The following is a 22,824-nucleotide window of genomic DNA, read 5'->3' as shown; positions in this document are numbered from 1 at the left end:
AATTGATGCCCCGATTAATTCTTAGTTGTTAGTAATTTTTGGAAGGACGACAAAGGTCTAATTTTTTTATTTTAAAAAAAAATATTGTGGATATTGATTATTTAAAAATATATTTGTATGTATATAAAGAAGCTTAAAATGATACACACAAAACACTCATTAAGAGTGCGTTACGGAGAAACAGACCCCATGAAATACGTTTATTACGGCAACTACGCAGAGTATCTGGAAATTGGCAGAGTAGAGCTTTTCCGGAGCATAGGAATGTCGTATAATGAGATTGAAAATCAAGGAATTTGGCTGCCTGTTTCCGAGTATAAAATTAAGTATTTACGGCCTGCTTTTTATGACGAAAAATTAGAAATTCATACCTATGTAAAAAAAATTCCTGGAGTGAGAATTGAATTTGAATATGAAATTTTCAACGAAGAAAATATAAAGATCACAGAAGCTTCCACTACTCTTTTCTTTCTGGATGCCAAAACCAATAAAGTTGTAAAATGTCCGGATTATCTTTTGAAACTGATTGAAGAAAATTGGAAGGCATAATTTTATAAAAACATAGAAACAAAACATTAGTTTACAAAGCCATTTTTAGAATACAGGTTTTAGCGGGTTTTATAAATTTCGCTATATTTAAATAATAATAACAGAGATATAATGAAGATCGCATTTTTGGGACCGCAGGCAAGTTTTACCCAGCTTGCTGCTACCCAGCTTTTTCCCAATGAAGAACTTTTACCACACGCCAATATTTTAGACTCTTTTACCGCTGTAGAAAACGGAGAAGTTGATAAAGCCGTTGTTCCTCTGGAAAATTCCATTGAAGGGACAGTTTCCATGACGCTGGATTATCTTTATAAAACGCCTTTTATAGCAGTAGAAGCAGAAGCAGTAATGCCCATCGCGCATCATCTTATGATACATCCAAACTGTGATGAAGGAAATATTGAAAAAATATATTCTCATCCGCAGGCTTTAGCACAAAGCTTTCATTTTCTGGATTCGAAGTTTAAAAATGTTCCTAAACAGGATTTTTCTTCTACCGCTGCCGCAGCAAAACACGTTTCTGAAAACATGAACAGGAATCTGGCGGCTGTGGCTAATCAGTTTGCGGCAAATTTGTACGGATTGAAGATTATCCATCGAAATATTCAGGATTTTGAGCAGAATCATACAAGGTTCATTATCATTTCGAAAAAACACAATGCTTACAGCAATGAAAATCTGGAAGTTTTGGGAGAAAAATCCGGTCTGCTGATCACCCTTCCGGAAGATCATGCGGGAGGACTTCATCAGGTTCTGTCGGTTTTTGCATGGCGAAAGATGAATCTCAGCAAAATAGAATCCAGAACCCTGAAAACAGGACTCGGAAATTATTTTTTCTTCATCAATGTAGCCGGAAGCTGGGAATCGGCACTTTATCAAAATGCACTTGAAGAATTAAAAGCACTGAATGTAGAAGTAGATTTTCTTGGCAGCTATAAAGAATTTTTTCTAAAAAGCTAATAACAATTATTTACAAAAACATACCCCAATCAATATATTTCATCTCAAAGAGATTTATTTAGCGTTTTTTTGGTTTTGAAAATAACAAGAAACTTTTCTACTTAGTTGTTACCTGCAAACTATTGATTAATAGAATTTTCAAGTATTTATAAGGAAAAAATCAATTATATCTAAATTAACATAATTTACATATAATTGATTTTTTATGATAATTTCCCATTAAATATTGAAAAATTATCATAAATAAAGTATTTATTGCATGATATTTGATGCGATTACAACAACTGACTGAGACTAAAACCATTAACTAATTTAAATTTTGCAGCATGAAAACTAAAATTTGTAGCTTACTTTTGGCTATGATGTCAGCCTCAACTTTTGCTCAAAGTGGATGGGTTGGCATTAACACTCCGAACCCTCAAGCCAATCTCGACATTAATGGAACAATGAAAATCAGGCAGACTCCCGCCGCTTCTACTCTTTCAGGATACCAAATGCTGGCTGTCAACCAAAATACCGGTGGAGACTCACAGGTTGTGCAGGTAGCTCCACAGGTTATTGCAGATTACATAATGACTTCGGGAGCTAATACTTCTGTTTATTCCGCGAAAAAATCTTCAGGTATTACCTTGATTAATGTGGGAATTTTACCAAACGGTTTCAGACCGGTAAATTTTTTAACCACAGAAAGAACTACGGGTACGGCTTCTTTGTTCTCTGATTCTGATAATACGTACACAGCACCTTCTACCGGTATTTATGCAATCGGATTTAGTTTCAGGTATGGTACAGGTATTCAATCCGGAGTTCTTACGACAACGCCAAGCATTGCCATTTTAAGAAACCGCGCAGGAACTTCTACCATCATCGACACGAGTGATTTCAGCGGAGTCAATCTTGGATTGGTTAGTTTAACAATCTCTGAGGGAAGTATTAATTCATTATATTCTCTTCAGGCAGGAGATAAAATATCTTTCGGTCTTACCAACAACACTGTACTGGATTTGGGATTACTCGGTTCAAGCACAGGCTCTTTCTATATTTACAAAGTATCTAATTAATTTTTATAGTTCAAATATTACTTTTAGATTAATCCGCCATATAATTTGCTTATTGGCGGATTAATTATTTGCTATTAAGTTTATTGTTATATTTGATACTCCCAAAAGAACAAAGATGATTTATGCAATTGTTATTTTCCTCATTCTGTTTATATTCATCATTTATAATAATCTGAGTAGTAAGATCAGCAAATTAGAACAAAAGGTTTCGGAACTGAGTTCAAAACTGAATTCTGAAATTCCGGAAAGAAAAGAAGAAGAAAAAGAATGGCAGAAAATTCCGCACCCGACAGAACATGAAGTTCTTCCTCAGGAAGAAAAAAATATTCAGCAAGAAATTATTCCTGAAAAAGAAGGAAAAGACTGGATGAATATTATCTTCGAATTTCTGAAACAGAATGCTTTAACCATTATCGGGATTTTTACTTTGGTTTTGGGAATCGGTTATTTTGTAAAGTATGCCATTGATAAAAACTGGATCGGAGAAACCCCAAGAGTCGGAATCGGATTCTTTCTGGGAGCAGTCATTATTTTACTGGGTCATTTTTTAAGGAAAAACTATTCGGTCTTTTCTTCCATTATTACAGGAGGCGGGATTGCCGTTTTGTATTTTACGGTTACTATTGCTTTTCGGGAATATCATTTGTTTTCGCAAAACATTGCTTTTTCTGTTACCTGCCTGATTACTTTGATATGCATTGCACTCTCCTATTATTATAAAAGTGAAATTCTGATTATTTTCTCTTTATTCGGAGGCTTTTTAGCACCATTGATGGTTAGTTCCGGACACAGCAACTATCTGTTTTTGTTTACTTACATTACGGTTCTTAATCTGGGAATGCTCGCCATTGCTTTTCTTAAAAACTGGAAAAGCATCGGATGGATTGCATTTATATTCACTTATGTTTATCTTTTGTACTGGACTTTTGAAACTACGCAGCTTACAAGCATTTATTTCTATATTTCAGGATACATTATCTTCTATTCTTTTGCCTTAAAAAATTATTTCCGGAAAGAAGCAATGTCTTCACCAGATATTCTGATGCTTGTTTTAATTAATTTTACCAATATCATCGGACTGGTTTATATTTTTAATCAGCTTGGCTATGAACCTGTGATTATTTTTCCGCTGATTTTTGCTTTGGTGAATTCATTTTTGCTTTTCAGAGAATATTCTCAAAAGAATTTCGGAATTAACTATTCTGTATTTGCCGCAGTTACAGTAAGCCTTTTAACATTAGCCGTTGCATTGCAGTTCAAAACCCATCTCATTACGAGTGTCTGGGCAATTGAAGCAACACTCCTTTTATATATATGGAAGAAAACCGGCCTGCCGATTTTCAGAAAATGTTTCTATATTCTTTTTCCTTTGGTAATTGCTGCACAAGTAATTACCTGGACAGAATATATTGATGCCAAAAATTTGAATATTGTTTTCAATCCTGTGTTTTTAACAAGCTTGGTAACGTTGATAACAACATTTTTCAATTTATTTTTACTGAAAAAACATCCCGATCACGATGAAAAATTCAATACTTTTCTTGAATATTTATTTTCGATATTAAGCTACGGTGTTATCTATTTCGCTATTCTGTTGGAAATCATGTATCATATTTCCTCACAACCGTGGATTGTAATTTTCAGTGTCGGAATCATTTTTACACTTTATTATATTTTCGCAATTCTTTTGTTCAGGAAAAAACTGGACATTCCTCAAGCTTCAGCAACCCAATTTATTTATCTGTTTTGTGTATTGATTATTATTGATACTGCTGTTTCCGGAACAGGAATTGTTTCTAATTATTTGTTGGGTAAAATATCACTTGGTTTTTACGGGCTTTATCTTTTATATTGGATTCCTTTTATATATACCATTCTCCAGATCCTGCCCAAATCCAATTTTTTCAAAATAAAACTATCGTACTGGCTGATTTCTGTCACCATTATAACTGCACTCAGCTTTGAACTGTACAACATTTATATATTACTGAATGCTGAAAACATTTCCGGCATGAAAGTTTTAAGCAAACATTTTGGGCTTTTATATCTTTCAATGATCTGGGCTGTGCTTTCATCCGTATTAATTTATAAAGGGCTAAAAAATAATATTCCGGAATACAGCAAGATTGGCTTTGCATTAATAGCAGTCACCATACTGAAGCTTTATCTGTACGATGTATGGGAAATGGACAATATATCAAGAATCATTGCATTTATTATACTGGGAATCATTTTATTACTAAGTTCATTCCTGTTTCAGAGACTCAAAAAAATTATTAAAAATTTAGTGGAAAACAAAGAAGAAAAGCCGGAAACTGAGAATTTATAATATCGTAAAAGCTTTTATTGATAAACGATTGTTAAAATATTATGAATTTTTATTTACATTCTATAAAAAATACCTATATTTATCACGTTTTTAATAGTCATTTATTCCGGAAACATTATGAAAAAAATTCTCTACTCTTTTTTATTATTATCTTCTGCTACGCTGTTTGCTCAGAAGAATACAGCTACAAAATTTGCAGTGGCAAATGATATTGTAGGAACGGTAGATATGTTTAATACTCATTACAAAGGTTCTGTACAAAGCTCAAAAGCATATAAATCTGCAGCAGAACTTCCTCAGAATTTAAAAAAATTCGATTACATTGCTGATAACGGATTGGTAGAATATAAACTGAAAAGCAATCAGGGCGTAATCGACAGAATGCCTGTAAACGAACTGAACGCACAGTACGGACTTCCTGCAGATACACCGGTACTTATTGACGGATACGAGTTTACCAATACAAAAACTATGGTATACGGAGACATCATCAATAACGCGCAGGTTGTTACCAGCAACGGTAAGAAAATGGTATCTGTAACAACTTCTAAAAAGTAATTTCTCAGATCATATTTAAACAGAAGGATGCCCAATTTGAGCATCCTTTTTCAGTAATATTGCTTAAAGCTTTTCTTTTGAGAACTTTGAATATTCTTATTATTTATGATGTTTGTCTTTTGGAACTTTTGCGGTTAATAAAGAGTTTCAGTATTTATTGTTCCATTTTTTCTTTAATTCTTCGTAAATCTTCTTTTCAGTGGCGTTGTTTCCCGGTTCGTACAATTTTACCTCTTTAATTTCTTCCGGCAGAAAACTCTGATCTACAAAGTTGCCTTCATACGAATGCGCGTATTTGTATTCTTTCCCATAGTCCAGATCTTTCATGAGTTTTGTTGGCGCATTTCTTAAATGTAAAGGAACAGGAAGATTTCCCGTTTTTTTAACCAATGCCAAAGCTTCATTAATCGCCATGTACGTGGAATTGCTTTTTGGCGAAACCGCAAGATAAACTGCCGTTTCACTCAGGATAATTCTTGCTTCAGGATTTCCGATCACGTTCACCGCCTGAAAACAGTTGTTGGCAATCACCAATGCATTCGGATTGGCAAGACCAATATCTTCGGAAGCTAAGATCAGCATTCTTCTTGCAATAAATTTAATATCTTCTCCTCCTGCAATCATTCTTGCCAGCCAATACACCGCTCCGTTCGGATCGCTTCCGCGCATCGATTTAATGAAAGCCGAAATTATATCATAATGCTGTTCTCCATTTTTATCGTAAAGTGCCATCGTTTCCTGCAAAACTTCAAGCACATCTTCATTTTTAATTTCTGATTTTTTGGAATTTTTATATTGATTTAAAACCAACTCCACAGAATTAATCAGCTTTCTTGCATCACCACCGGAATATTGAATAAAAGCTTCTTTCTCAATGATTTTGAAAGATGTTTTTTCATCCAGATTGTACCGTTCCGAAGCCGTATCAATCAGTTCTTCCAGCTTTTCATAGCTCAATGCCTTTAAAACATAAACCTGACTTCTTGAAAGCAAAGCCGAAACCACTTCAAAGCTCGGGTTTTCGGTTGTCGCACCAATCAGAACAATCCAGCCTTTTTCTACGGCATGCAGAAGAGAATCCTGCTGAGATTTGTTAAAACGGTGAATTTCATCAATAAACAAAATCGGCGATTTTCCGGAAAAAAGATTCTGCTTTTTGGCATCTTCAATTACATCTCTTACATCTTTCACTCCCGAAGAAACCGCAGAAAGCTTATAGAATTTCCTTCCCGACTTTTCAGAAATAATTTCCGCCAGAGTGGTTTTTCCCGTTCCGGGAGGTCCCCAGAAAATCAGGGAATTCAGGGAATTGTTTTCCAGCATTTTCCGGATCGTCCCTTTTTCTCCAGTTAAATGTTCCTGCCCGAGAACATCATCCAGTGTTTTGGGTCTTAATTTTTCAGCTAATGGAATATTTTGGTTCAAAATTTCAGATTTAAAAAGTAAAATATTAATGTAAATCATCCGGAACAATCATCATTTTTAATAGAATGAATAAAGAACAGAAATTCGGCAGAGATTAAAAAACAATCCTCCGAACAGACTTTTACCGTCCCGAAACTTCTAACAAATTTAAACTAATTTTCAATTTTTTACCCTATTTTTGCATTGTTTTGAAACTCACATTCAATAAAATCATCACTTTTCCTTTGGTAATTCTCATCAGATTTTACCAGTGGTTTATTTCGCCCCTGCTTCCCAAAAACTGCCGTTATGAGCCTACCTGTTCGCATTACATGGTGAAAGCGCTTCAGGTGCACGGTATTTTTAAAGGATTCTGGCTGGGTGCGAAAAGAATTTCAAGATGTCATCCGTGGGGAGGAAGCGGATATGATCCTGTACCGCCAAAAAAATAAAATTAAAATAAACAACTACTAAAAAAATAGCAATGAGTAATATTTTTTTCAGAATGTATCTCGTCATTTTTGCGTTCATTACCCAGTGTCTTGTTGCGCAGAATTATCCGGACGGAATGTCCGACGGAACTTTAAAAGTAAACTCTACCAATGTTCCGGTAAAAATTTATTCGACCACCGAAGTTCAGGATCTGAATGAATTTGCAGATAAACCTATTAAAGAAAATGTGCTTGTTATTCTGAATGAGTCTAATTTTGAACCGGTTTATGTAAATTACAGTATTGCGACACTGACGAAATATAAACTTGTTCATTATCAGCTTTTAGACAAGAATTTTAAAGTGATTGATGCGGCGGCAACGAAGGAAAATATCAATACCTTTAAGTATGCAGTTAAAACTGCAAAACCTCTTACAGAATCAGACAACATCAGTCTGGAAACTCCTTTTAAGATCTGGGATCCCACAAAAGGAATTCAGTTGGGACCTATTACGCTTCATTTTTATAGTCTGATGTTCATTTTTGCATTCGGTTTCGGATATATTTTAATGAACAGAATCTTTAAAATCGATAATGTAAACCAGAAATATTTGGAACCACTTTTCACATGGACTTTATTAGGAACCATTCTGGGAGCAAGAATGGGACACGTTATTTTTTATCAGCCCGAACTTTTCAAAGAAGATTTCTGGAGTGTATTTTTACCGATCAGTACGAAAAACGGCTTGAAGTTCACCGGGTTTTCAGGATTGGCAAGTCACGGTGCAACGATTGCTTTAATTTTTACAACCCTTTATTATTCATTTAAAATCATTAAAAAAAATCCATTCTGGGTATATGACAGATTAGGAATTGTGGTTGCTTTGGGCGGTGCTTTTGTAAGAATGGGAAATTTCTTCAACTCTGAAATCATCGGAAAACCTGTTGATCCCAACTCTCCTTTCGCAATCCTTTTTCCACAACAAAGCAGTGAATACGGAGTGACGGTTCCGCGTTATCCTTCTCAGTTATTTGAAGCTTTCGGATATGTCTGTCTTTTCATTTTACTATGGATTCTGTACAGAAAAACCAACAAAAAATACCAGCAGGGATGGTTATTTGGATTGTTTTTCATTATTCTCTGGGCAATCAGATTCTTTGTAGAATTCCTGAAAGAACCGCAGGGTGATGAATTTATCCATTTCGGAGGATTAAATACGGGACAGATCTTATCCATTCCGTTTATGATTGCAGGAGTCATTATTATGATCGTTTCGAAAAAGTTCAAAATTACTCAGGCTGAAAACGAAAAACCTGAATAAGCGAAAAATTTAGAATAAGCTTTAAACTAATTTCAGAATTAACCGTAAAAGATGCAAAAGATAATGATAAAGCAAATTCAAGAGTAATCGAAGTACTCAAAAGAATAAAAATCAAAGATTTTTAAAAACTATTGTGATCTTTTCATTTATAATCACCAACTTTAAATAAACGATTAGTTCATCATTTGCGGTTAAATAAAAAGTTTAAACAGATTAATATAAAAAGGCAAGTTTGTTATCCAGACTTGCCTTTATTTTTTATAGTAAAAAAACTCTTCGGATTATAATGCTCTTTCCACTTTTGCATTCAGTTCTTTGAAAACAGTTCCGAATTCCTCAATAACATCTGTAGGAAGCATAGACTCTTTGGAATGCTTTTCAGAAGCAAATTCTGCAGCTCTTCCGTGAAACCAGACTCCTAAAATTGCAGCCTCTTTTTCAGAGTAATTCTGTGCCAGAAAAGAGGTTATTATTCCGGTTAAAATATCTCCGCTTCCGCCTTTCGCCAGTCCTGAGTTTCCTGTAATATTGTAAAAAACATCTCCTTCCGGCGTTACAATCTGAGTATGATGATCTTTTAAAACAATGTAAATTCCCAGTTCTTTGGCTTTATTTTTTGCCAGTTTTACTCTTTCAAAAGAATTTTCAGTGGTTCCGAATAGTCTTTCAAACTCTTTCGGATGAGGTGTTATAATGGAATTTTTAGGAATTATCTTTAAATTTTTCGAATCTTGTGAAATGATATTCAATGCATCTGCATCCAAAATCAAAGGCTTAGAATGATTTTTTAAAAAGGTAAGAAAACTTTTCACGGTCTTTTCGTTTGTTCCTAAACCGGGGCCAATTCCGTAAACTGCATTATCATCCTTTTCAAAATGATCTATGAAATCATTTCCGCCTTCGATAAACATGGCTTCCGGATTCGAGGTCTGCAAAACTTCATAACCGCATTTCGGAGCCAGTGTAAAAGTAAGTCCGGTTCCTGATTTCAGAGCTGATTTTGTAGAAAGAACGGCTGCTCCTATTTTTCCATAGCTTCCTCCTGCAATAATTACTTTTCCGTAAGTTCCTTTGTGGGAAAATTCACTTCTTGGTCTGAAAAGATCCTTAATCTTATCTTCGTTGATGACAAAATCTTCGGTTTTTGTTTCCGTAATATATTCCTGATGTAATTCAATATCCAAAACTTTCACTTTCCCTGCATATTTTCCGGTTTCGGGATGAAGGAAAGCTTTTTTCCAGAACTGAAAGCTCAAAGTGAAATCGGCTTTAAAAATTGCAGCATTTTCAGAAGAAACAGTGTCTGCAAAAAGTCCGGAAGGAATATCAATAGAAATTTTAAGATTATTCTTTAAATTCAGAAAATCAATCAGCTCTTTAAACTCTCCTTCAATATTTTTTGATAACCCGGTTCCGAAAAGTGCATCTATAATAACTGTTCTGTTATCAAAACGATACTCTTTTACTTCCTTGAATTCTTTAACGGAAACTCCGGAAAACTCTTTTAATTCTCTGAAATTATTTCCTGCATCCGCAGAAAATTTCGCTTTGGTACTGGTAAAAACATCAACATCAAACCCTTTCAGATGAAGCATTCTGGCAATAGCAAAACCGTCGCCGCCATTATTTCCTTTCCCGCAGAAAACCGCAAAATTTCTGTGATTTTTACAATTCTCAAAAATCCAGTCAACACAAGCCTGCGCTGCTCTTTCCATCAACTGTCCGGAAGATATCGGCTCGTTTTTTATCGTATATTCATCACAATTGCGAATCTGCTCTGCTGTGAAAATTTTCATATTTAAAGTAACATTTTGGTATTAATAGCAATTTACGAAAAAGAATTTTTAATTGGTTTGAAAAGAATTATATGAATCTGTTAATTATAAAATTTTTACACTTTAAAATAATTGGTTAATATTTAATTATAAAATACGAAAATTATATTTTTTTTTGTAATTTAAACCCATGTTTTATTAAAATAATACTTAAAAAAATATAAATTATGGGATTTGTAAAAGAATTTAAAGAGTTTGCGATTAAAGGTAATGCTTTCGATCTTGCTGTGGGTGTCATCATCGGCGGAGCTTTCGGAAAAATTGTAACGAGCGTTATCGATGATTTAATTATGCCAATTGTTGCTGCACTGGTAGGGAAGCCGGATTTCAGCAGCATTTATTATGCTATGGGTAAAGGTGCAGAAAATATTCCGGCCGGAGCTACGCTTGCCAAAGCTAAAGAAATTGCTCCTGACGCTGCTATTTTTGCATACGGTAACTTCATTACGGTTGCCATTAATTTCCTTTTACTGGCACTTGTTGTATTTATTATGGTAAAAGCAATCAACAAAATGAAGAAAGAAGAAGCTGCCGCTCCGGAAGCTCCTGCTGCTCCTACTGCAACAGAACAATTGCTTGCGGAAATTCGTGATGAGCTGAAAAAGAAGAATTAAAAAATATATCATTAAAAAAACCGGCGCAACTTCGTTGCGCCGGTTTTTTATATAGTATCAGAAAATTACTGAATCTGTAAAATACTTGAAATCTGTTCTGCCAGAGAAAGCCCGATTCTGTCCTGAGCTTCCAGTGTAGATGCACCTGTATGCGGTGTCATGGAAATTTTCGGGTGAGTTAAAATTTCCTTAGATGGTGTCGGCTCGTTAATGAATACATCTAAACCTGCGAACTTTACCTTTCCGGAATTCAACGCTTCAATTAAAGCAGTCTCATCAATCACTCCGCCTCTTGAACAGTTTACGACAGCTACTCCGTCCTTCATTATTTCGAACTCATTTTTCCCGATCATATAACCGTCTTTCTGAGCCGGAACGTGAAGGGTGATAAAATCTGAATGTTTCAGAACATCCTGAAGCGGTTCTGTTTCAATATCAACATTAATGAACTGGTTGTTATAAAACTTAACTTTGATGCTTGCTTTACCTACATTATTATCTGCAGCAATGACTCTCATGCCAAGACCTAAAGCAATTTTAGCCACTTCCTGCCCTATTCTTCCCATTCCTACAATACCGATGGTTTTTCCTTTCAGCTCGATTCCGGCAGCATAAGCTTTTTTAAGACCTGCAAATTCGGTGTCTCCCACCAAAGGCATTTTTCTGTTGGAGTCCTGTAAAAATCTTGCCCCTGAAAACAGGTGTGCAAAAACCAGTTCAGCAACGGATTCTGAAGACGCAGAAGGGGTATTGATCACATGAATTCCTTTTTCTCTTGCATAATCCACATCAATATTGTCCATTCCTACTCCTCCTCTTCCGATGATTTCGATGGAAGGGCAATTATCGATAATATCTTTTCTCACCTGTGTTGCGCTGCGTACCAAAATTGTACGGATTTGATGTTCATTAATATAATCTACCAACTGTTCCTGCGGAACTTTTGTTGTAATTACTTCAAAACCTTTCTCTTTCAATGCATCAATACCGGATTGATCCAAACCGTCGTTTGCTAAAACTTTCATAAAACTTTTATAGATTTAATAATTGGGAAAATCAAAAAGGATTAAAAACTATTTATCATAATATTTAATCGTTTAATCTTTTCCTTATTTTTTTTATTCGTCTTCCTTGAAAACTTCAATAGTAACCTGTTTTTCAACCAGATCAGTAAATCTTCCTTTATATCTTGTTGCTCTTACCAGATGATTATCAATCCAGTGATAATTTCCGCCTCTTGGTTTTCCGCATAAAACACTGTGATATTTGAAACCGTGCTTATCTAACCAGTCTATGGTAATCTGCTTTAAGTTTTCTGTTCTTGACGTGAAAAAACAAATCTGGTGACCTTCGTCATACCATTTGTTGATGGTTTCCAAAGCATCCGGAAAAGGCTCACAGGTAACCATTCTTTCAGGCTCTTCGTTTGGAACGTCTTCTGTAATGGTTCCGTCAATATCAATTAAATAGTTTTTTACGCCGTCCTTAAGAATCGGACTAATGTGTTCTATGTACTCTAATTCCATCATAAAAATTTGAAGTGCAAAGTTACTGTTTTTGCATCAAAAAGACTTATTAAACTTGCTTTATATTAAATATTTACAGCAAAAACATTTATTTAATGAATAATATCAATAACTAATTTGCTTTTTATACAATTTTAATTAAAATTTTCCTCTTTAGTGAAACTTTAACCCGTTGTATTAATTGATGAAAAAACCGAAGTAAGCTGAAAACCAAAAAATATGATGTTTCACCAAAAATTTCCAAAATACATTTATTACACTTACATTTGTAGAAATGGAAGAATTCGTAGTTTTAGTAAATCCTGAAGACAAAGTTCTTGGCTTGATGGAAAAGCAGCAGGCGCACATCAACGGCTTACTGCATCGTGCTTTTTCAGTTTTTTTATTCAACAGCAATGGCGAAATGCTTTTGCAGAAAAGAGCTTCCGGAAAATATCATTCTCCTCTGAAATGGACCAATGCAGTCTGTTCGCATCCAAGAAATGAAGAAACTTATCTTGAAGGAGCCAAAAGAAGGGTAAAAGAAGAGTTGGGAATTGATGTGGAGCTTTCAGAGAAATTTAATTTCATCTACAAAGCCGACGTGGGAAACGGACTTTGGGAACACGAGCTTGACCATGTTTTTACAGGAACTTTTGAAGGCGAATTCTATTTAAATAAAGAGGAAGTGGAAGAAGTACGCTATATTTCTCTCGAAAATCTCAACAAAGAAATTTCTGAAAATCCTGATAACTTTACAGAATGGTTTAAAATCATTCTCGAAGAATATAAACACAATCTGCACTGATGAAAAAGTTTTTTCTTATCATGTCTTTGGTAACCGCATCTTTATTTTCTGCACAGTCTGTCCCAAAGAAAGTGTATGAAAATGATAACTACTCCATCACGCTTCCGGAAGGCTGGAAAGTAACCAACGACAGCGAAATCATCAATATTTTTCCGGGCAACGAGATTGGAGCCATTACGATTTCAGAATATCACGATCTTAATCTGCCGGAAAAAGAAACCAAAAAATTTATTCTCGCGCTTTACAAATCTTCGGATGACGAAAAGAAAATAAAAAGCAAAAGCGGAAAAAAAGGATACACAGAATATTTTTACGAATACGATGATGAACACGAAAAACTCCACTGGATCACCAGAGTTTTTCAGAAAGACAAAGATTTGTTTCTCGTTACTATCAACTGCACACAGAAATACTGGAACGGAAATTATATGAAGCTTTTCAACGAGGCTTTCGACAGTTTTAAAATAAAGAAATAGAAATAAAAATTAAATATGAAGAAAACAGCATTGTACGACAAACACGTTTCTTTAGGAGCTAAAATCGTACCTTTCGCAGGCTTTGAAATGCCTGTACAATATTCTGGAGTTACTGAAGAACATTTTGCCGTAAGAGAAAAGGCAGGTTTGTTCGATGTGTCTCACATGGGACAGTTTTTCATTGAAGGGGCGGGTTCCAAAGAACTTCTCCAATACGTTACCACCAACAATGTAGATGCTCTGGAAAACGGAAAAGCTCAGTATTCTTGTCTTCCGAACGAAAACGGAGGAATTGTAGACGATCTTATCGTTTATAAAATGGAAGACGACAAATATTTCGTGGTTGTCAATGCTTCAAATATTGATAAAGACTGGGATCATATCTCCAAATACAATACTTTCGGAGCAAAGATGACGAATGCTTCAGACGAAATGTCTTTATTGGCAGTTCAGGGACCGAAAGCGACTGAAATTCTTCAGAAATTAACCGAAACTAACCTTTCTGAAATTCCTTACTACCATTTTACAGTAGGTTCTATGGCGGGAGTAAGTGATGTGATTATTTCCAACACAGGCTATACCGGAAGCGGAGGTTTTGAGATCTATTTTAAAAACGAATCTGCCGAAAAACTTTGGGATGCTATTATCGAAGCAGGTGCAGAAGAAGGAATTATCCCTTGCGGACTGGCTTCCAGAGATACTTTGAGACTGGAAAAAGGATTCTGCCTTTATGGAAACGATATTGACGATACCACTTCGCCAATTGAAGCAGGCTTAGGATGGATCACAAAATTCGATAAAGATTTTGTGTCTAAAGAAACGTTTGCCAAGCAAAAAGAAGAAGGCGTTACCAGAAAATTAGTAGGTTTTGAATTAACGGACAAAGGAGTTCCAAGACACGACTACCCTGTTGTAGACGCAGAAGGAAACGTCATCGGAAAAGTAACTTCGGGAACGCAATCGCCGATGAAAAAAATAGGTTTAGGTCTTGCGTACGTAGATAAACCTCACTTCAAATTAGGTTCTGAAATCTTCATTCAGGTAAGAAACAAAAACATTCCTGCCAAAGTAGTAAAAGCTCCTTTTGTATAACTGATTGTTTTTTAACGAATATAAAACCGCCTCACAAATTCTGCAAGGCGGTTATTTTTTGGGAGCTGTTTCCGGCTATCCACTTTATCTTTATTTTTTGCCGGAGCTTCGCTCCGGCAAAAAAATAAAGGATGCCGTTTCTATCCGGGCTAAATAATTATATTGCAATACATTTTTTCGTACTATTGCAGAAATTTTTTCTGATGAAAAAAATGGTATTTCTCTGTATCATCATACTTATTGTAGTTTACATTTTCTATCCTGTTTTTGACAGTTAAGGAATTTCTTATCTCATTATTTTCATCTGCTTTGTAACACTCTGTTTTACCATTGCAAAAATAATGACGGGAAATTTTCCAACAGATTATGAATCAACAGAAAAAGAGATGAACAGACTTTATTCAGAAGACGGAATTTTCAGTTATAACGCAGAAGGTTTTTATTTCAAAAAAGAATCAAAACCCCAACAATACATTAAATATTCAGATATTATAGAAGTAAATTCGTTTTCTATTCGTTTTATGCAAGATCAAATTCAATCCGGTCTTGAAATAATTACGGTCAATGAAAAATATGAATTTCTAGATCAATACTGTACAGGAATGGAGAAATTCACCGAAAAACTTTCCGAAAACCTTCCTTTTCATCAGAATGACGAATTAAAAATGATGAATAATAATGGTCTAAAAAAAAGAAATTTATTTTTAAGATCATACGAAAATCGCTTTACAGAATTACATAACAGTTAATTTTTGAAAGTGATTTGTTTAAGACTTCCTTCAGTTGAAGTTTGCTTCCCGCAAATTGTTTGAGACTTTCTGCAATTGTTGGTAATGCCGAAAAAAACCTCACAGGTTTTTAAAACCTGTGAGGTTTAAGTTATAAAGAGAATATAAGATGAGTTTAACTCTTCTTTATAAAATTTACTTTAAATAACAAGAATAAAGATGATATCAAGAATGGAATTCCGCTGATTAAAGAGAATTTATCTAGGTCCGATCTTGAAAAATCCTGAACTAAAACAAAAAATATCAATAGGAGAAGAAGTGAAAAAATTGTTATTAAAGTTCTCTTCAGCCGCCCTGCTTTTATTCTCAGACAAATTAAAAGTAATATCTGAAAAATTAAAGACAAAAAGGATACCGGCATCAATCTTTCGTCATAGTGACTCCAGTTAAAAGCAGGGAAATCCGTAAAGATAAAGTTTAGGCTTAAAATTTCATAGACGAATAAAAAACCAAATCCATGACCGGCTCCGATTAATATAAATGCATTTAAAATAACTGTAGTTATTACCGGAAAATTTAACTTTTTATCCATAAGTCTACTCTTTTACATTCCCAAAAAACCTCACAGGTTTTAAAAACCTGTGAGGTTTGAACCTTAAAAATATTTAAAATAGTCGTTACAATTACAAGAAATTAAGGTTTTTCATTAAGTATATCTTACTACTCTACTCCAAAAAACTCCCGTAAAGCTTCCACATTCTTCTTTTCATTTCCAACAAAAATACTATCATCGGTAATGAAAACGGGACGTTTCAAAAAAGAATAATGATCCAGCAGCAAATCTTTAAAACCATTTTCCGAAAGAGATTTTACATCTATCTCTCTTTGCTTGATCTGGGTAGATTTTTTACTGAACAGCGCTTCATAAGACTTTGTTTTTTCATACATTTCTGCAAGTTCTTCTTTGGTAACGGGAGTTTTTTTTATTTCACGCAGTTCCCAGTCTTTAAGATCAAATTCAGCCATTATTTTTTTACATGTACCACAGGTATTCAGGTAAAATACTTTTTTCATTGAGAGATTTATTTTGATGGTTAATAGAAAATTTTAACATTTTCATTCTTCAAAAGTAAGATTTAATCCAAAATTTTAAAAATTATAAATACCTTTATTCAAATTTTAAAAAGAATGGACAACAAACCGATCACTTTTCAGTTTATTTCAGAACCTTCAGATGTCAACTACGGTGGAAATGTACATGGAGGGAGCGTCATGAAATGGATTGATCAGGCTGGTTACGCCTGCGCAACAACGTGGAGCGGAAATTACTCCGTAACAGTATATGTTGGCGGAATCCGTTTCTACGAACCCATCAAAATCGGAGAAATTGTAAAAGTGGAAGCGCAGGTTATTTACACGGGTTCATCGAGTATGCATATTTCCATCAATGTATTTTCCAGAAACCTGAAACAACCGAATTTCGATAAAAAAACACACTGCATCATTGTATTTGTTGCCGTAGACGAAAACGGAAAAAAACTTCCCGTTCCGAAATGGATTCCGGAAACAGAAGAGGAAAAGCAGAAAGAACAGTATGCAATTCGATTAATGGAACTAAGAACTCAGATTGAGGATGAAATGAAGCCTTTTCTGTAGAAAATTTTGAGGCTCTGCATACAGAGATTTGAAGGCGGAAATTACATTCTGAAAAATGATTTATAATTTTTATCTTTGCAGTACAAAAGGAAATGGTGTTCTTCCTTATCCAACCGCTTTTCAAAAGCTGATGACGCCTGATTAAAAGATTATTAACAGTAATTGATCAGGAAAATTATGTCTCAACATCAACGAACTTTAAACCGTACAATAAAATTTCACACTGGTTTTTTCTTCAGAAAATATCCGGCTTTGCCTTATATCCTGAAATGGCTTTTTATCAGTAGTATTATCGGAATTTTGGTAGGAAGTGCTTCTGCCGGATTTTTAAAATCATTGCAATGGGCAACCGATTTCCGGGAAAATCATCTCTGGCTGATTGCGTTTTTGCCTTTAGGTGGATTTTTAACGGGACTTTTGTATTATTATTTTGGAAAAGATGTGGAAGCAGGAAACAATTTGCTTCTGGAAAATATTCAGGAACCGAAGGAAATTATTCCTTTTAAAATGGCACCTTTTGTTTATTTAGGAACGATGGTCACTCATTTTTTCGGAGGTTCTGCAGGTCGTGAAGGAACTGCTCTTCAAATGGCGGGAGCGATTTCCGATCAACTGACAAAAATCCTGAAACTTGATAAAAATGACAGAAAAATTTTGCTGATCTCGTCTATTGCCGCGGGTTTTGGTTCTGTTTTCGGAACTCCTTTAGCGGGAGCGGTTTTTGGACTTGAAGTTTTTCTGATGGGACGAATTCGTTATAATGCTATTTTTCCCGCTTTTACTTCTGCGGTTCTGGCTGATCTTGTTACCAATCTCTGGAAAGCAAAACATACGCACTATCATATCGAACTTATTCCAAAACTTGAATTTTTACCGATTTTATACAGTGTTTTGGCAGGAATTTTATTTGGAATCTGCGCAGCAGCTTTCAGCAGGATGATCCATTTTACGGGCTCTGTTTTCAAATCTAACATAAAATTTCCTCCGTTTCGTCCGGTTGTGGGCGGAATCATTGTTGCTGTTGCCGTTTTTGCAATGGGAACTACAAGATATATCGGATTGGGGATTCCGACCATTGTAGAATCTTTTGAAAAACAGCTTCCGCTTTATGATTTTGCCTTCAAAATGATTTTTACCATCGTTACGCTTTCTGCAGGATTTAAAGGCGGTGAAGTGACTCCCCTTTTTTTTATCGGAGCAGCTTTAGGAAGTGCATTGTCATTATTTATTCCGCTTCCGTTTGGTTTGCTCGCCGGAATGGGATTTGTGGCTGTTTTTGCAGGTGCAACCAATACTCCTCTTGCATGTATGCTTATGGGAATTGAATTGTTTGGAGCTGAATGTGGAATCTATGTGGCAATTGCATGCATTGTTTCTTACTTATTTTCAGGAAATAACAGTATTTATACAAAACAAAAGATCGGTGAAGCCAAAAACAGCAGATTTGAGCATCTTGAGGATAAAAATTTCTCGGATTTGTAAAGTCGTTGATGTTGTTGATTGATTGTTATCAGCTATTAATGCTGTAATTCTATTATAATTAAAAACGATCAACCGTCAACTAAAAACCAATAACCACAATGTTTGATTACAGATTAAAAGTTTATCGGATATTTTATTCTGGCTATTTTGCTGAACACTTATTTTCCTTTTGTTGGTGAACTTAGTTCCTCCATTACTTTTTTAGCGAAGTCCGGATTAAATTTAACGTTGTTTTTTATTGGTTCTACTCTTTCTGTTGAAACTTTGAAAACCATCGGTTTTAAGCCTCTTGCTTTTGCTGTTTTTCTATGGATTTTCATCAGTACCGGAAGTCTGCTGTATATTTTAAATTTTAACTGATGGACGTAAGAGATCCTGTCATCTAGCCTCGATTGGAGCAATTGTCTGAGCTCATTTTCATTATTTGGGCTGCGGCAGCTTCGCTGCCGCAGCCCAAATAATGAAAATAGCGAGTGCGGAAAGCGAGATAAAGCTCCAAAATATTTTTTGCTTCATAACAGACATCTATTAATTACAAAAACCTTTTGGAAGGTCCCAAAAGGCTTTTGCGTATTAAATGTGGAAATGTTTATTTCTAATTGAAATAATTTCTTATATAGCGTCGTTGCAGGTATAAACCTGCGGACAAGCGATGTACTGAACGCAGTAAAACGGTCCTGTTACAGATCCTGAACAGCTGCATCCGCATTTTGAAAGATCCGGTGTTCCGCTTACGCCTCCTGTAATGTTTTTAAGATCGGCTTTTTTTAATTTTGTTGCTTTTTTTAAAAAATTTTGCATTGTGATGTGGTTTTTGATATTAAACGTTAGTTTTAGTTACGTGCCAAAGTTAAACAAATATTCATTATTCAGAGCATAATTTACTATTATTTTTGATAATTTATTTATTCTCTTAAGCTTATTAAAACTGATAACGAAAATTTGAGATTATTATTTCTTAAACAGCAGAAATTATTCTGTAAATTCAAGATCCTTGTCGTGGGTTTCTGAAACCGTTAATGAAGAGTAGAAAGCCAGTCCGAAAACAATAATTCCCACAATTGCCGCACTTGTAATTACCGAAAAATCTTTCTTAAAAAGATCAAAGGCGAAGATCATTACAGGAACCAATCCGCGAACCATGTTCGGAACGGTGGTAGTTGCCGTATTTCTGATATTGGTTCCAAACTGTTCCGCAGCGAGTGTAACGAACATTGCCCAATATCCTGTTCCCAATCCGAGCCATACACAGAAGATGTAATATTTTGTTTCGGTATCCGTATTTCCGAAAAGCATCAGTACAACTCCGATAATCGTAAAAATCAGCATATAGAAAATCGCCATTTTTCTGGATTTTAAAAGGTGGGAAATAAAACCGCTTGCCAGATCTCCGGCAGAAATCCCAACGTAAGCCCACATAATTGCTTTTCCGGGATTAAGGTCTTTAATTCCGAGTTCCGGTGCAAACTGGTTGGCTAAAACAGCCAGAATCCCGATGCAAAACCACGTGGGTAAACCAATTGCAATACATTTTAAATATCGCATTAAACGGTCTTTATTAATGAAAAACGACAGAAAATTTCCTTTGGAAACAGACTGGTGTTCCATTGTTTTATAAATTCCGGATTCGGAAACACTGATTCTGAGAAATAAAAGCATAATTCCTAAAATTCCACCGATGATGTAAGAAATATTCCACCCTCCTGCTAATTCTACTGTTAACTGAGCCACAACCGCCCCCATTAATCCGAAACCGGCAACCACAGACGTTCCGATCGCTCTTAAATTCTTTGGCAGACTTTCAGAAACAAGGGTAATTCCAGCTCCGAGTTCTCCGGCAAGCCCAATCCCCGCTATAAATCTTAAACCCGCATATTGGTACACCAAATGCTCTTTTGGAAAATAGGGTAAAAATCCGCACGCAATATTTGCCAAAGAATAGACTAAAATAGAACCGAACAACACAGAAAGCCTTCCTTTTTTGTCACCGAAAATTCCCCAGAAAATTCCGCCCAGCAGTAAACCAATCATCTGCGCATTTAAAATAAATGTTCCATCTACATCAGGATTCAGTCCTAAAGCTTTTAAACTTGGAATTCTTACGATCCCGAATAAGAGTAAATCGTAGATATCTACAAAGTAGCCTAACGCAGAAATGATAACGGGAATCGAGAAAATGTACTTCAGTTTCGAAGAGGTGGAAAGTTCTTGCATTTTGGAGTTTTAAATTTTGCTAAAAATAAAAAACCTTCCAATTTCTTGAAAGGTTTTTATGAATTATCTTTTTCTGATTCTTATCTCGCAATATTCACAGCTCTCGTTTCTCTGATTACCGTTACTTTTACCTGTCCCGGATACGTAAGTTCGTTCTGGATCTTTTCTGAGATGTCATACGATAACTGAGAAGCTACTTCATCATTTACTTTTCCGCTTTCTACCATTACTCTTAACTCTCTCCCTGCCTGAATGGCATAAGCCGAAGAAACTCCGTCGAAACTTAATGCTGCAGATTCAAGATCTTTTAATCTCTGGATGTAAGATTCAAGAACCTGTCTTCTTGCTCCTGGTCTTGCTCCTGAGATTGCATCGGCAACCTGAATGATCGGAGACAATAATGAAGTCATTTCCACTTCGTCGTGGTGCGCTCCGATGGCATTGACAACTTCTGCATTTTCACCATATTTTTCTGCCCATTGCATACCTAGTAAAGCGTGAGGAAGTTCAGATTCCTGCTCAGGAACTTTACCGATATCGTGTAACAGTCCTGCTCTTTTCGCAAGTTTTACATTTAAGCCTAATTCAGCCGCCATTGTTGCCGCGATATTCGCCACTTCTCTTGAGTGCTGTAACAGGTTTTGTCCGTAAGAAGAACGGTATTTCATTCTGCCTACGATTTTAATTAATTCAGGGTGTAATCCGTGGATTCCTAAATCAATGATCGTTCTTTTTCCTACTTCAATAATTTCCTCCTCAATCTGCTTTCTTGTTTTTTCAACAACTTCTTCGATTCTTGCCGGGTGAATTCTTCCGTCTGTTACCAATCTGTGAAGGGATAATCTTGCGATTTCTCTTCTTACCGGATCAAAACATGAAAGAAGGATTGCTTCCGGAGTATCGTCCACAATAATTTCTACTCCTGTTACCGCTTCCAAAGCACGGATATTTCTACCTTCTCTACCGATGATTCTTCCTTTTACCTCATCCGATTCGATATTGAAAACGGATACGGAATTTTCAATCGCCTGTTCTGTTCCGATTCTCTGAATGGTCTGGATAACGATTTTTCTTGCTTCACTTTTTGCATTAAGCTGCGCTTCTTCCATAATGCTCTGAACGTGCGCCTGAGCTCTTGTTTTCGCTTCCGCCTTCATCGTTTCTACCAATTCAGCTTTTGCTTCTTCAGCAGTGTAGTTGGCAATTTTTTCTAAAATTTCAACTTTTTTCGCTGTTGCAATATCAAGTTCGTGCTGTTTTCTTTCTAAGATTTCTGTTTTTTTAGCGTAATCAGCGATTTGCTTATCCAGATCTTTTTCAAGTTTTCCGGTTTTGCTAAGCTCGTCGTTCAGCTTATGCTCCTTATCCTTGATTCTTTTTTCTACCTCCTGCATTTTCTTTTCTCTTGCCTGAATGTCTGCATCGTGCTGAGATTTCAGTTCAAGGAATTTTTCTTTTGCCTGCAGGTTCTTTTCTTTCTTTATGGATTCAGCTTGTACATTAGCTTTTTCTATAAGGTTTTCGGCATTTTTCTGTGCATCATCTATAATAAATTTTGCTTTGGTATTCAACGAGCTTTTAGAGAAAAATATCCCTGCAACCGCACCGATTACCAAACAAATAACGCCGACTATAATGGCTGTTGTCATAATCTATATTGAGTTTTAATTGTCTTACTATTCATAAATAAAAAAAGCCCACAATAATCCAGAGATTGAGAGTAAACTCCTAATCAACACGATTTGAACTGATTTCCACTGTCTGTAATCCGGAGAACCGGCACGCCATTCAATGGACATT

Annotated in this window: 24 protein-coding genes and 1 riboswitch; of the genes, 14 read left to right on the top strand and 10 right to left on the bottom strand. The window is 35.4% G+C overall.

Annotated features, from left to right (window positions below; genetic code table 11):
* Nucleotides 1–138 precede the first annotated feature (138 nt).
* The 5 genes from KKI44_RS22675 to KKI44_RS22655 all read left to right on the top strand — a co-directional run bounded on the left by KKI44_RS22675 (nt 139) and on the right by KKI44_RS22655 (nt 5,457).
* Nucleotides 139–549 (top strand): acyl-CoA thioesterase, encoded by a 411-nt coding sequence (locus KKI44_RS22675; protein ID WP_214589261.1) that lies wholly within the window; start codon nt 139–141, stop codon nt 547–549.
* A 111-nt stretch (nt 550–660) separates the two neighbouring features.
* Nucleotides 661–1,509 carry a prephenate dehydratase gene (gene pheA, locus KKI44_RS22670; protein WP_214589260.1) on the top strand — a complete coding sequence of 283 codons (849 nt, stop codon included), beginning with the start codon at nt 661–663 and terminating at the stop codon, nt 1,507–1,509.
* A gap of 326 nt (nt 1,510–1,835) precedes the next feature.
* Nucleotides 1,836–2,570: a hypothetical protein gene (locus tag KKI44_RS22665; RefSeq protein WP_214589259.1), complete on the top strand. Its 735-nt coding sequence runs from the start codon at nt 1,836–1,838 to the stop codon at nt 2,568–2,570.
* A 115-nt stretch (nt 2,571–2,685) separates the two neighbouring features.
* Nucleotides 2,686–4,899, top strand: a complete 2,214-nt coding sequence (locus KKI44_RS22660; protein ID WP_214589258.1) for a DUF2339 domain-containing protein — start codon at nt 2,686–2,688, stop codon at nt 4,897–4,899.
* 117 nt (nt 4,900–5,016) lie between these two features.
* Nucleotides 5,017–5,457 (top strand): hypothetical protein, encoded by a 441-nt coding sequence (locus KKI44_RS22655; protein WP_214589257.1) that lies wholly within the window; start codon nt 5,017–5,019, stop codon nt 5,455–5,457.
* Nucleotides 5,458–5,604: 147 nt separating this feature from the next.
* Here the strand turns inward: KKI44_RS22655 and KKI44_RS22650 are convergent, their stop codons facing one another.
* A complete protein-coding gene (locus tag KKI44_RS22650) occupies nt 5,605–6,882 on the bottom strand; it encodes a replication-associated recombination protein A (protein ID WP_214589256.1) in 1,278 nt (425 codons plus the stop codon).
* 188 nt (nt 6,883–7,070) lie between these two features.
* On the opposite strand from KKI44_RS22650, the gene yidD reads away from it, so the two are divergent.
* Both yidD and lgt read left to right on the top strand, forming a co-directional pair.
* On the top strand, nt 7,071–7,313 hold the full coding sequence (gene yidD, locus KKI44_RS22645; RefSeq protein ID WP_076393366.1) for a membrane protein insertion efficiency factor YidD: 243 nt from the start codon (nt 7,071–7,073) through the stop codon (nt 7,311–7,313).
* Nucleotides 7,314–7,825: 512 nt separating this feature from the next.
* Nucleotides 7,826–8,614, top strand: coding sequence for a prolipoprotein diacylglyceryl transferase (gene lgt, locus KKI44_RS22640; protein ID WP_250902208.1), 789 nt, complete (start codon nt 7,826–7,828; stop codon nt 8,612–8,614).
* 281 nt (nt 8,615–8,895) lie between these two features.
* On the opposite strand, the gene KKI44_RS22635 is transcribed toward lgt, so the two are convergent.
* Nucleotides 8,896–10,410 carry an NAD(P)H-hydrate dehydratase gene (locus tag KKI44_RS22635; RefSeq protein WP_214589255.1) on the bottom strand — a complete coding sequence of 505 codons (1,515 nt, stop codon included), beginning with the start codon at nt 10,408–10,410 and terminating at the stop codon, nt 8,896–8,898.
* A gap of 206 nt (nt 10,411–10,616) precedes the next feature.
* On the opposite strand from KKI44_RS22635, the gene mscL reads away from it, so the two are divergent.
* Nucleotides 10,617–11,063, top strand: a complete 447-nt coding sequence (gene mscL, locus KKI44_RS22630; RefSeq protein ID WP_076393362.1) for a large conductance mechanosensitive channel protein MscL — start codon at nt 10,617–10,619, stop codon at nt 11,061–11,063.
* A gap of 65 nt (nt 11,064–11,128) precedes the next feature.
* On the opposite strand, the gene KKI44_RS22625 is transcribed toward mscL, so the two are convergent.
* Both KKI44_RS22625 and KKI44_RS22620 read right to left on the bottom strand, forming a co-directional pair.
* Nucleotides 11,129–12,088: a D-2-hydroxyacid dehydrogenase gene (locus KKI44_RS22625; RefSeq protein ID WP_214589254.1), complete on the bottom strand. Its 960-nt coding sequence runs from the start codon at nt 12,086–12,088 to the stop codon at nt 11,129–11,131.
* 93 nt (nt 12,089–12,181) lie between these two features.
* Complete coding sequence (locus KKI44_RS22620; RefSeq protein ID WP_076393358.1) at nt 12,182–12,589, bottom strand: phosphoheptose isomerase; 408 nt, start codon at nt 12,587–12,589, stop codon at nt 12,182–12,184.
* A 274-nt stretch (nt 12,590–12,863) separates the two neighbouring features.
* Between KKI44_RS22620 and idi the strand changes: the two genes are divergently transcribed.
* From idi to KKI44_RS22600, 4 genes are all read left to right on the top strand, one after another.
* Nucleotides 12,864–13,376 (top strand): isopentenyl-diphosphate Delta-isomerase, encoded by a 513-nt coding sequence (idi, locus tag KKI44_RS22615; protein ID WP_214589253.1) that lies wholly within the window; start codon nt 12,864–12,866, stop codon nt 13,374–13,376.
* Nucleotides 13,376–13,852 carry a hypothetical protein gene (locus KKI44_RS22610; RefSeq protein ID WP_214589252.1) on the top strand — a complete coding sequence of 159 codons (477 nt, stop codon included), beginning with the start codon at nt 13,376–13,378 and terminating at the stop codon, nt 13,850–13,852. The genes idi and KKI44_RS22610 overlap by 1 nt, the downstream gene beginning before the upstream one ends.
* A gap of 15 nt (nt 13,853–13,867) precedes the next feature.
* Nucleotides 13,868–14,944, top strand: a complete 1,077-nt coding sequence (gene gcvT / locus KKI44_RS22605; protein WP_214589251.1) for a glycine cleavage system aminomethyltransferase GcvT — start codon at nt 13,868–13,870, stop codon at nt 14,942–14,944.
* A gap of 341 nt (nt 14,945–15,285) precedes the next feature.
* Nucleotides 15,286–15,693, top strand: coding sequence for a hypothetical protein (locus tag KKI44_RS22600; RefSeq protein ID WP_214589250.1), 408 nt, complete (start codon nt 15,286–15,288; stop codon nt 15,691–15,693).
* A 154-nt stretch (nt 15,694–15,847) separates the two neighbouring features.
* Here KKI44_RS22600 and KKI44_RS22595 read toward each other — a convergent pair whose 3' ends face one another.
* Nucleotides 15,848–16,264, bottom strand: a complete 417-nt coding sequence (locus tag KKI44_RS22595) for a hypothetical protein (protein ID WP_214589249.1) — start codon at nt 16,262–16,264, stop codon at nt 15,848–15,850.
* Between the two features lie 128 nt (nt 16,265–16,392).
* The gene (locus tag KKI44_RS22590) at nt 16,393–16,746 is read right to left on the bottom strand and encodes an arsenate reductase family protein (protein WP_214589248.1); all 354 of its coding nucleotides are present in this window, start codon (nt 16,744–16,746) and stop codon (nt 16,393–16,395) included.
* Nucleotides 16,747–16,860: 114 nt separating this feature from the next.
* Here KKI44_RS22590 and KKI44_RS22585 point away from each other — a divergent pair, with 114 nt between their 5' ends.
* Nucleotides 16,861–17,328 carry an acyl-CoA thioesterase gene (locus KKI44_RS22585; protein WP_214589247.1) on the top strand — a complete coding sequence of 156 codons (468 nt, stop codon included), beginning with the start codon at nt 16,861–16,863 and terminating at the stop codon, nt 17,326–17,328.
* Nucleotides 17,329–17,407: 79 nt separating this feature from the next.
* A riboswitch (Fluoride riboswitch) is annotated at nt 17,408–17,475 on the top strand.
* Between the two features lie 30 nt (nt 17,476–17,505).
* Nucleotides 17,506–18,810: a voltage-gated chloride channel family protein gene (locus tag KKI44_RS22580; RefSeq protein ID WP_214589246.1), complete on the top strand. Its 1,305-nt coding sequence runs from the start codon at nt 17,506–17,508 to the stop codon at nt 18,808–18,810.
* 158 nt (nt 18,811–18,968) lie between these two features.
* On the opposite strand, the gene KKI44_RS22575 is transcribed toward KKI44_RS22580, so the two are convergent.
* The 4 genes from KKI44_RS22575 to rny all read right to left on the bottom strand — a co-directional run bounded on the left by KKI44_RS22575 (nt 18,969) and on the right by rny (nt 22,673).
* Nucleotides 18,969–19,130 carry a hypothetical protein gene (locus KKI44_RS22575; RefSeq protein WP_214589245.1) on the bottom strand — a complete coding sequence of 54 codons (162 nt, stop codon included), beginning with the start codon at nt 19,128–19,130 and terminating at the stop codon, nt 18,969–18,971.
* A gap of 292 nt (nt 19,131–19,422) precedes the next feature.
* Nucleotides 19,423–19,611 carry a hypothetical protein gene (locus tag KKI44_RS22570; protein WP_214589244.1) on the bottom strand — a complete coding sequence of 63 codons (189 nt, stop codon included), beginning with the start codon at nt 19,609–19,611 and terminating at the stop codon, nt 19,423–19,425.
* A gap of 171 nt (nt 19,612–19,782) precedes the next feature.
* Nucleotides 19,783–21,024, bottom strand: coding sequence for an MFS transporter (locus tag KKI44_RS22565; protein ID WP_214589243.1), 1,242 nt, complete (start codon nt 21,022–21,024; stop codon nt 19,783–19,785).
* Between the two features lie 80 nt (nt 21,025–21,104).
* Nucleotides 21,105–22,673 (bottom strand): ribonuclease Y, encoded by a 1,569-nt coding sequence (rny, locus tag KKI44_RS22560; RefSeq protein ID WP_214589242.1) that lies wholly within the window; start codon nt 22,671–22,673, stop codon nt 21,105–21,107.
* Between the last annotated feature and the right edge of the window lie 151 nt (nt 22,674–22,824).

Origin of the sequence: Chryseobacterium sp. ZHDP1, from assembly GCF_018603435.1 — a bacterium.
Classification (GTDB): domain Bacteria; phylum Bacteroidota; class Bacteroidia; order Flavobacteriales; family Weeksellaceae; genus Chryseobacterium; species Chryseobacterium indicum.
The sequence above is the reverse complement of the archived record's forward strand: the minus strand, read 5'-3'. Positions and strand labels throughout refer to the sequence as shown.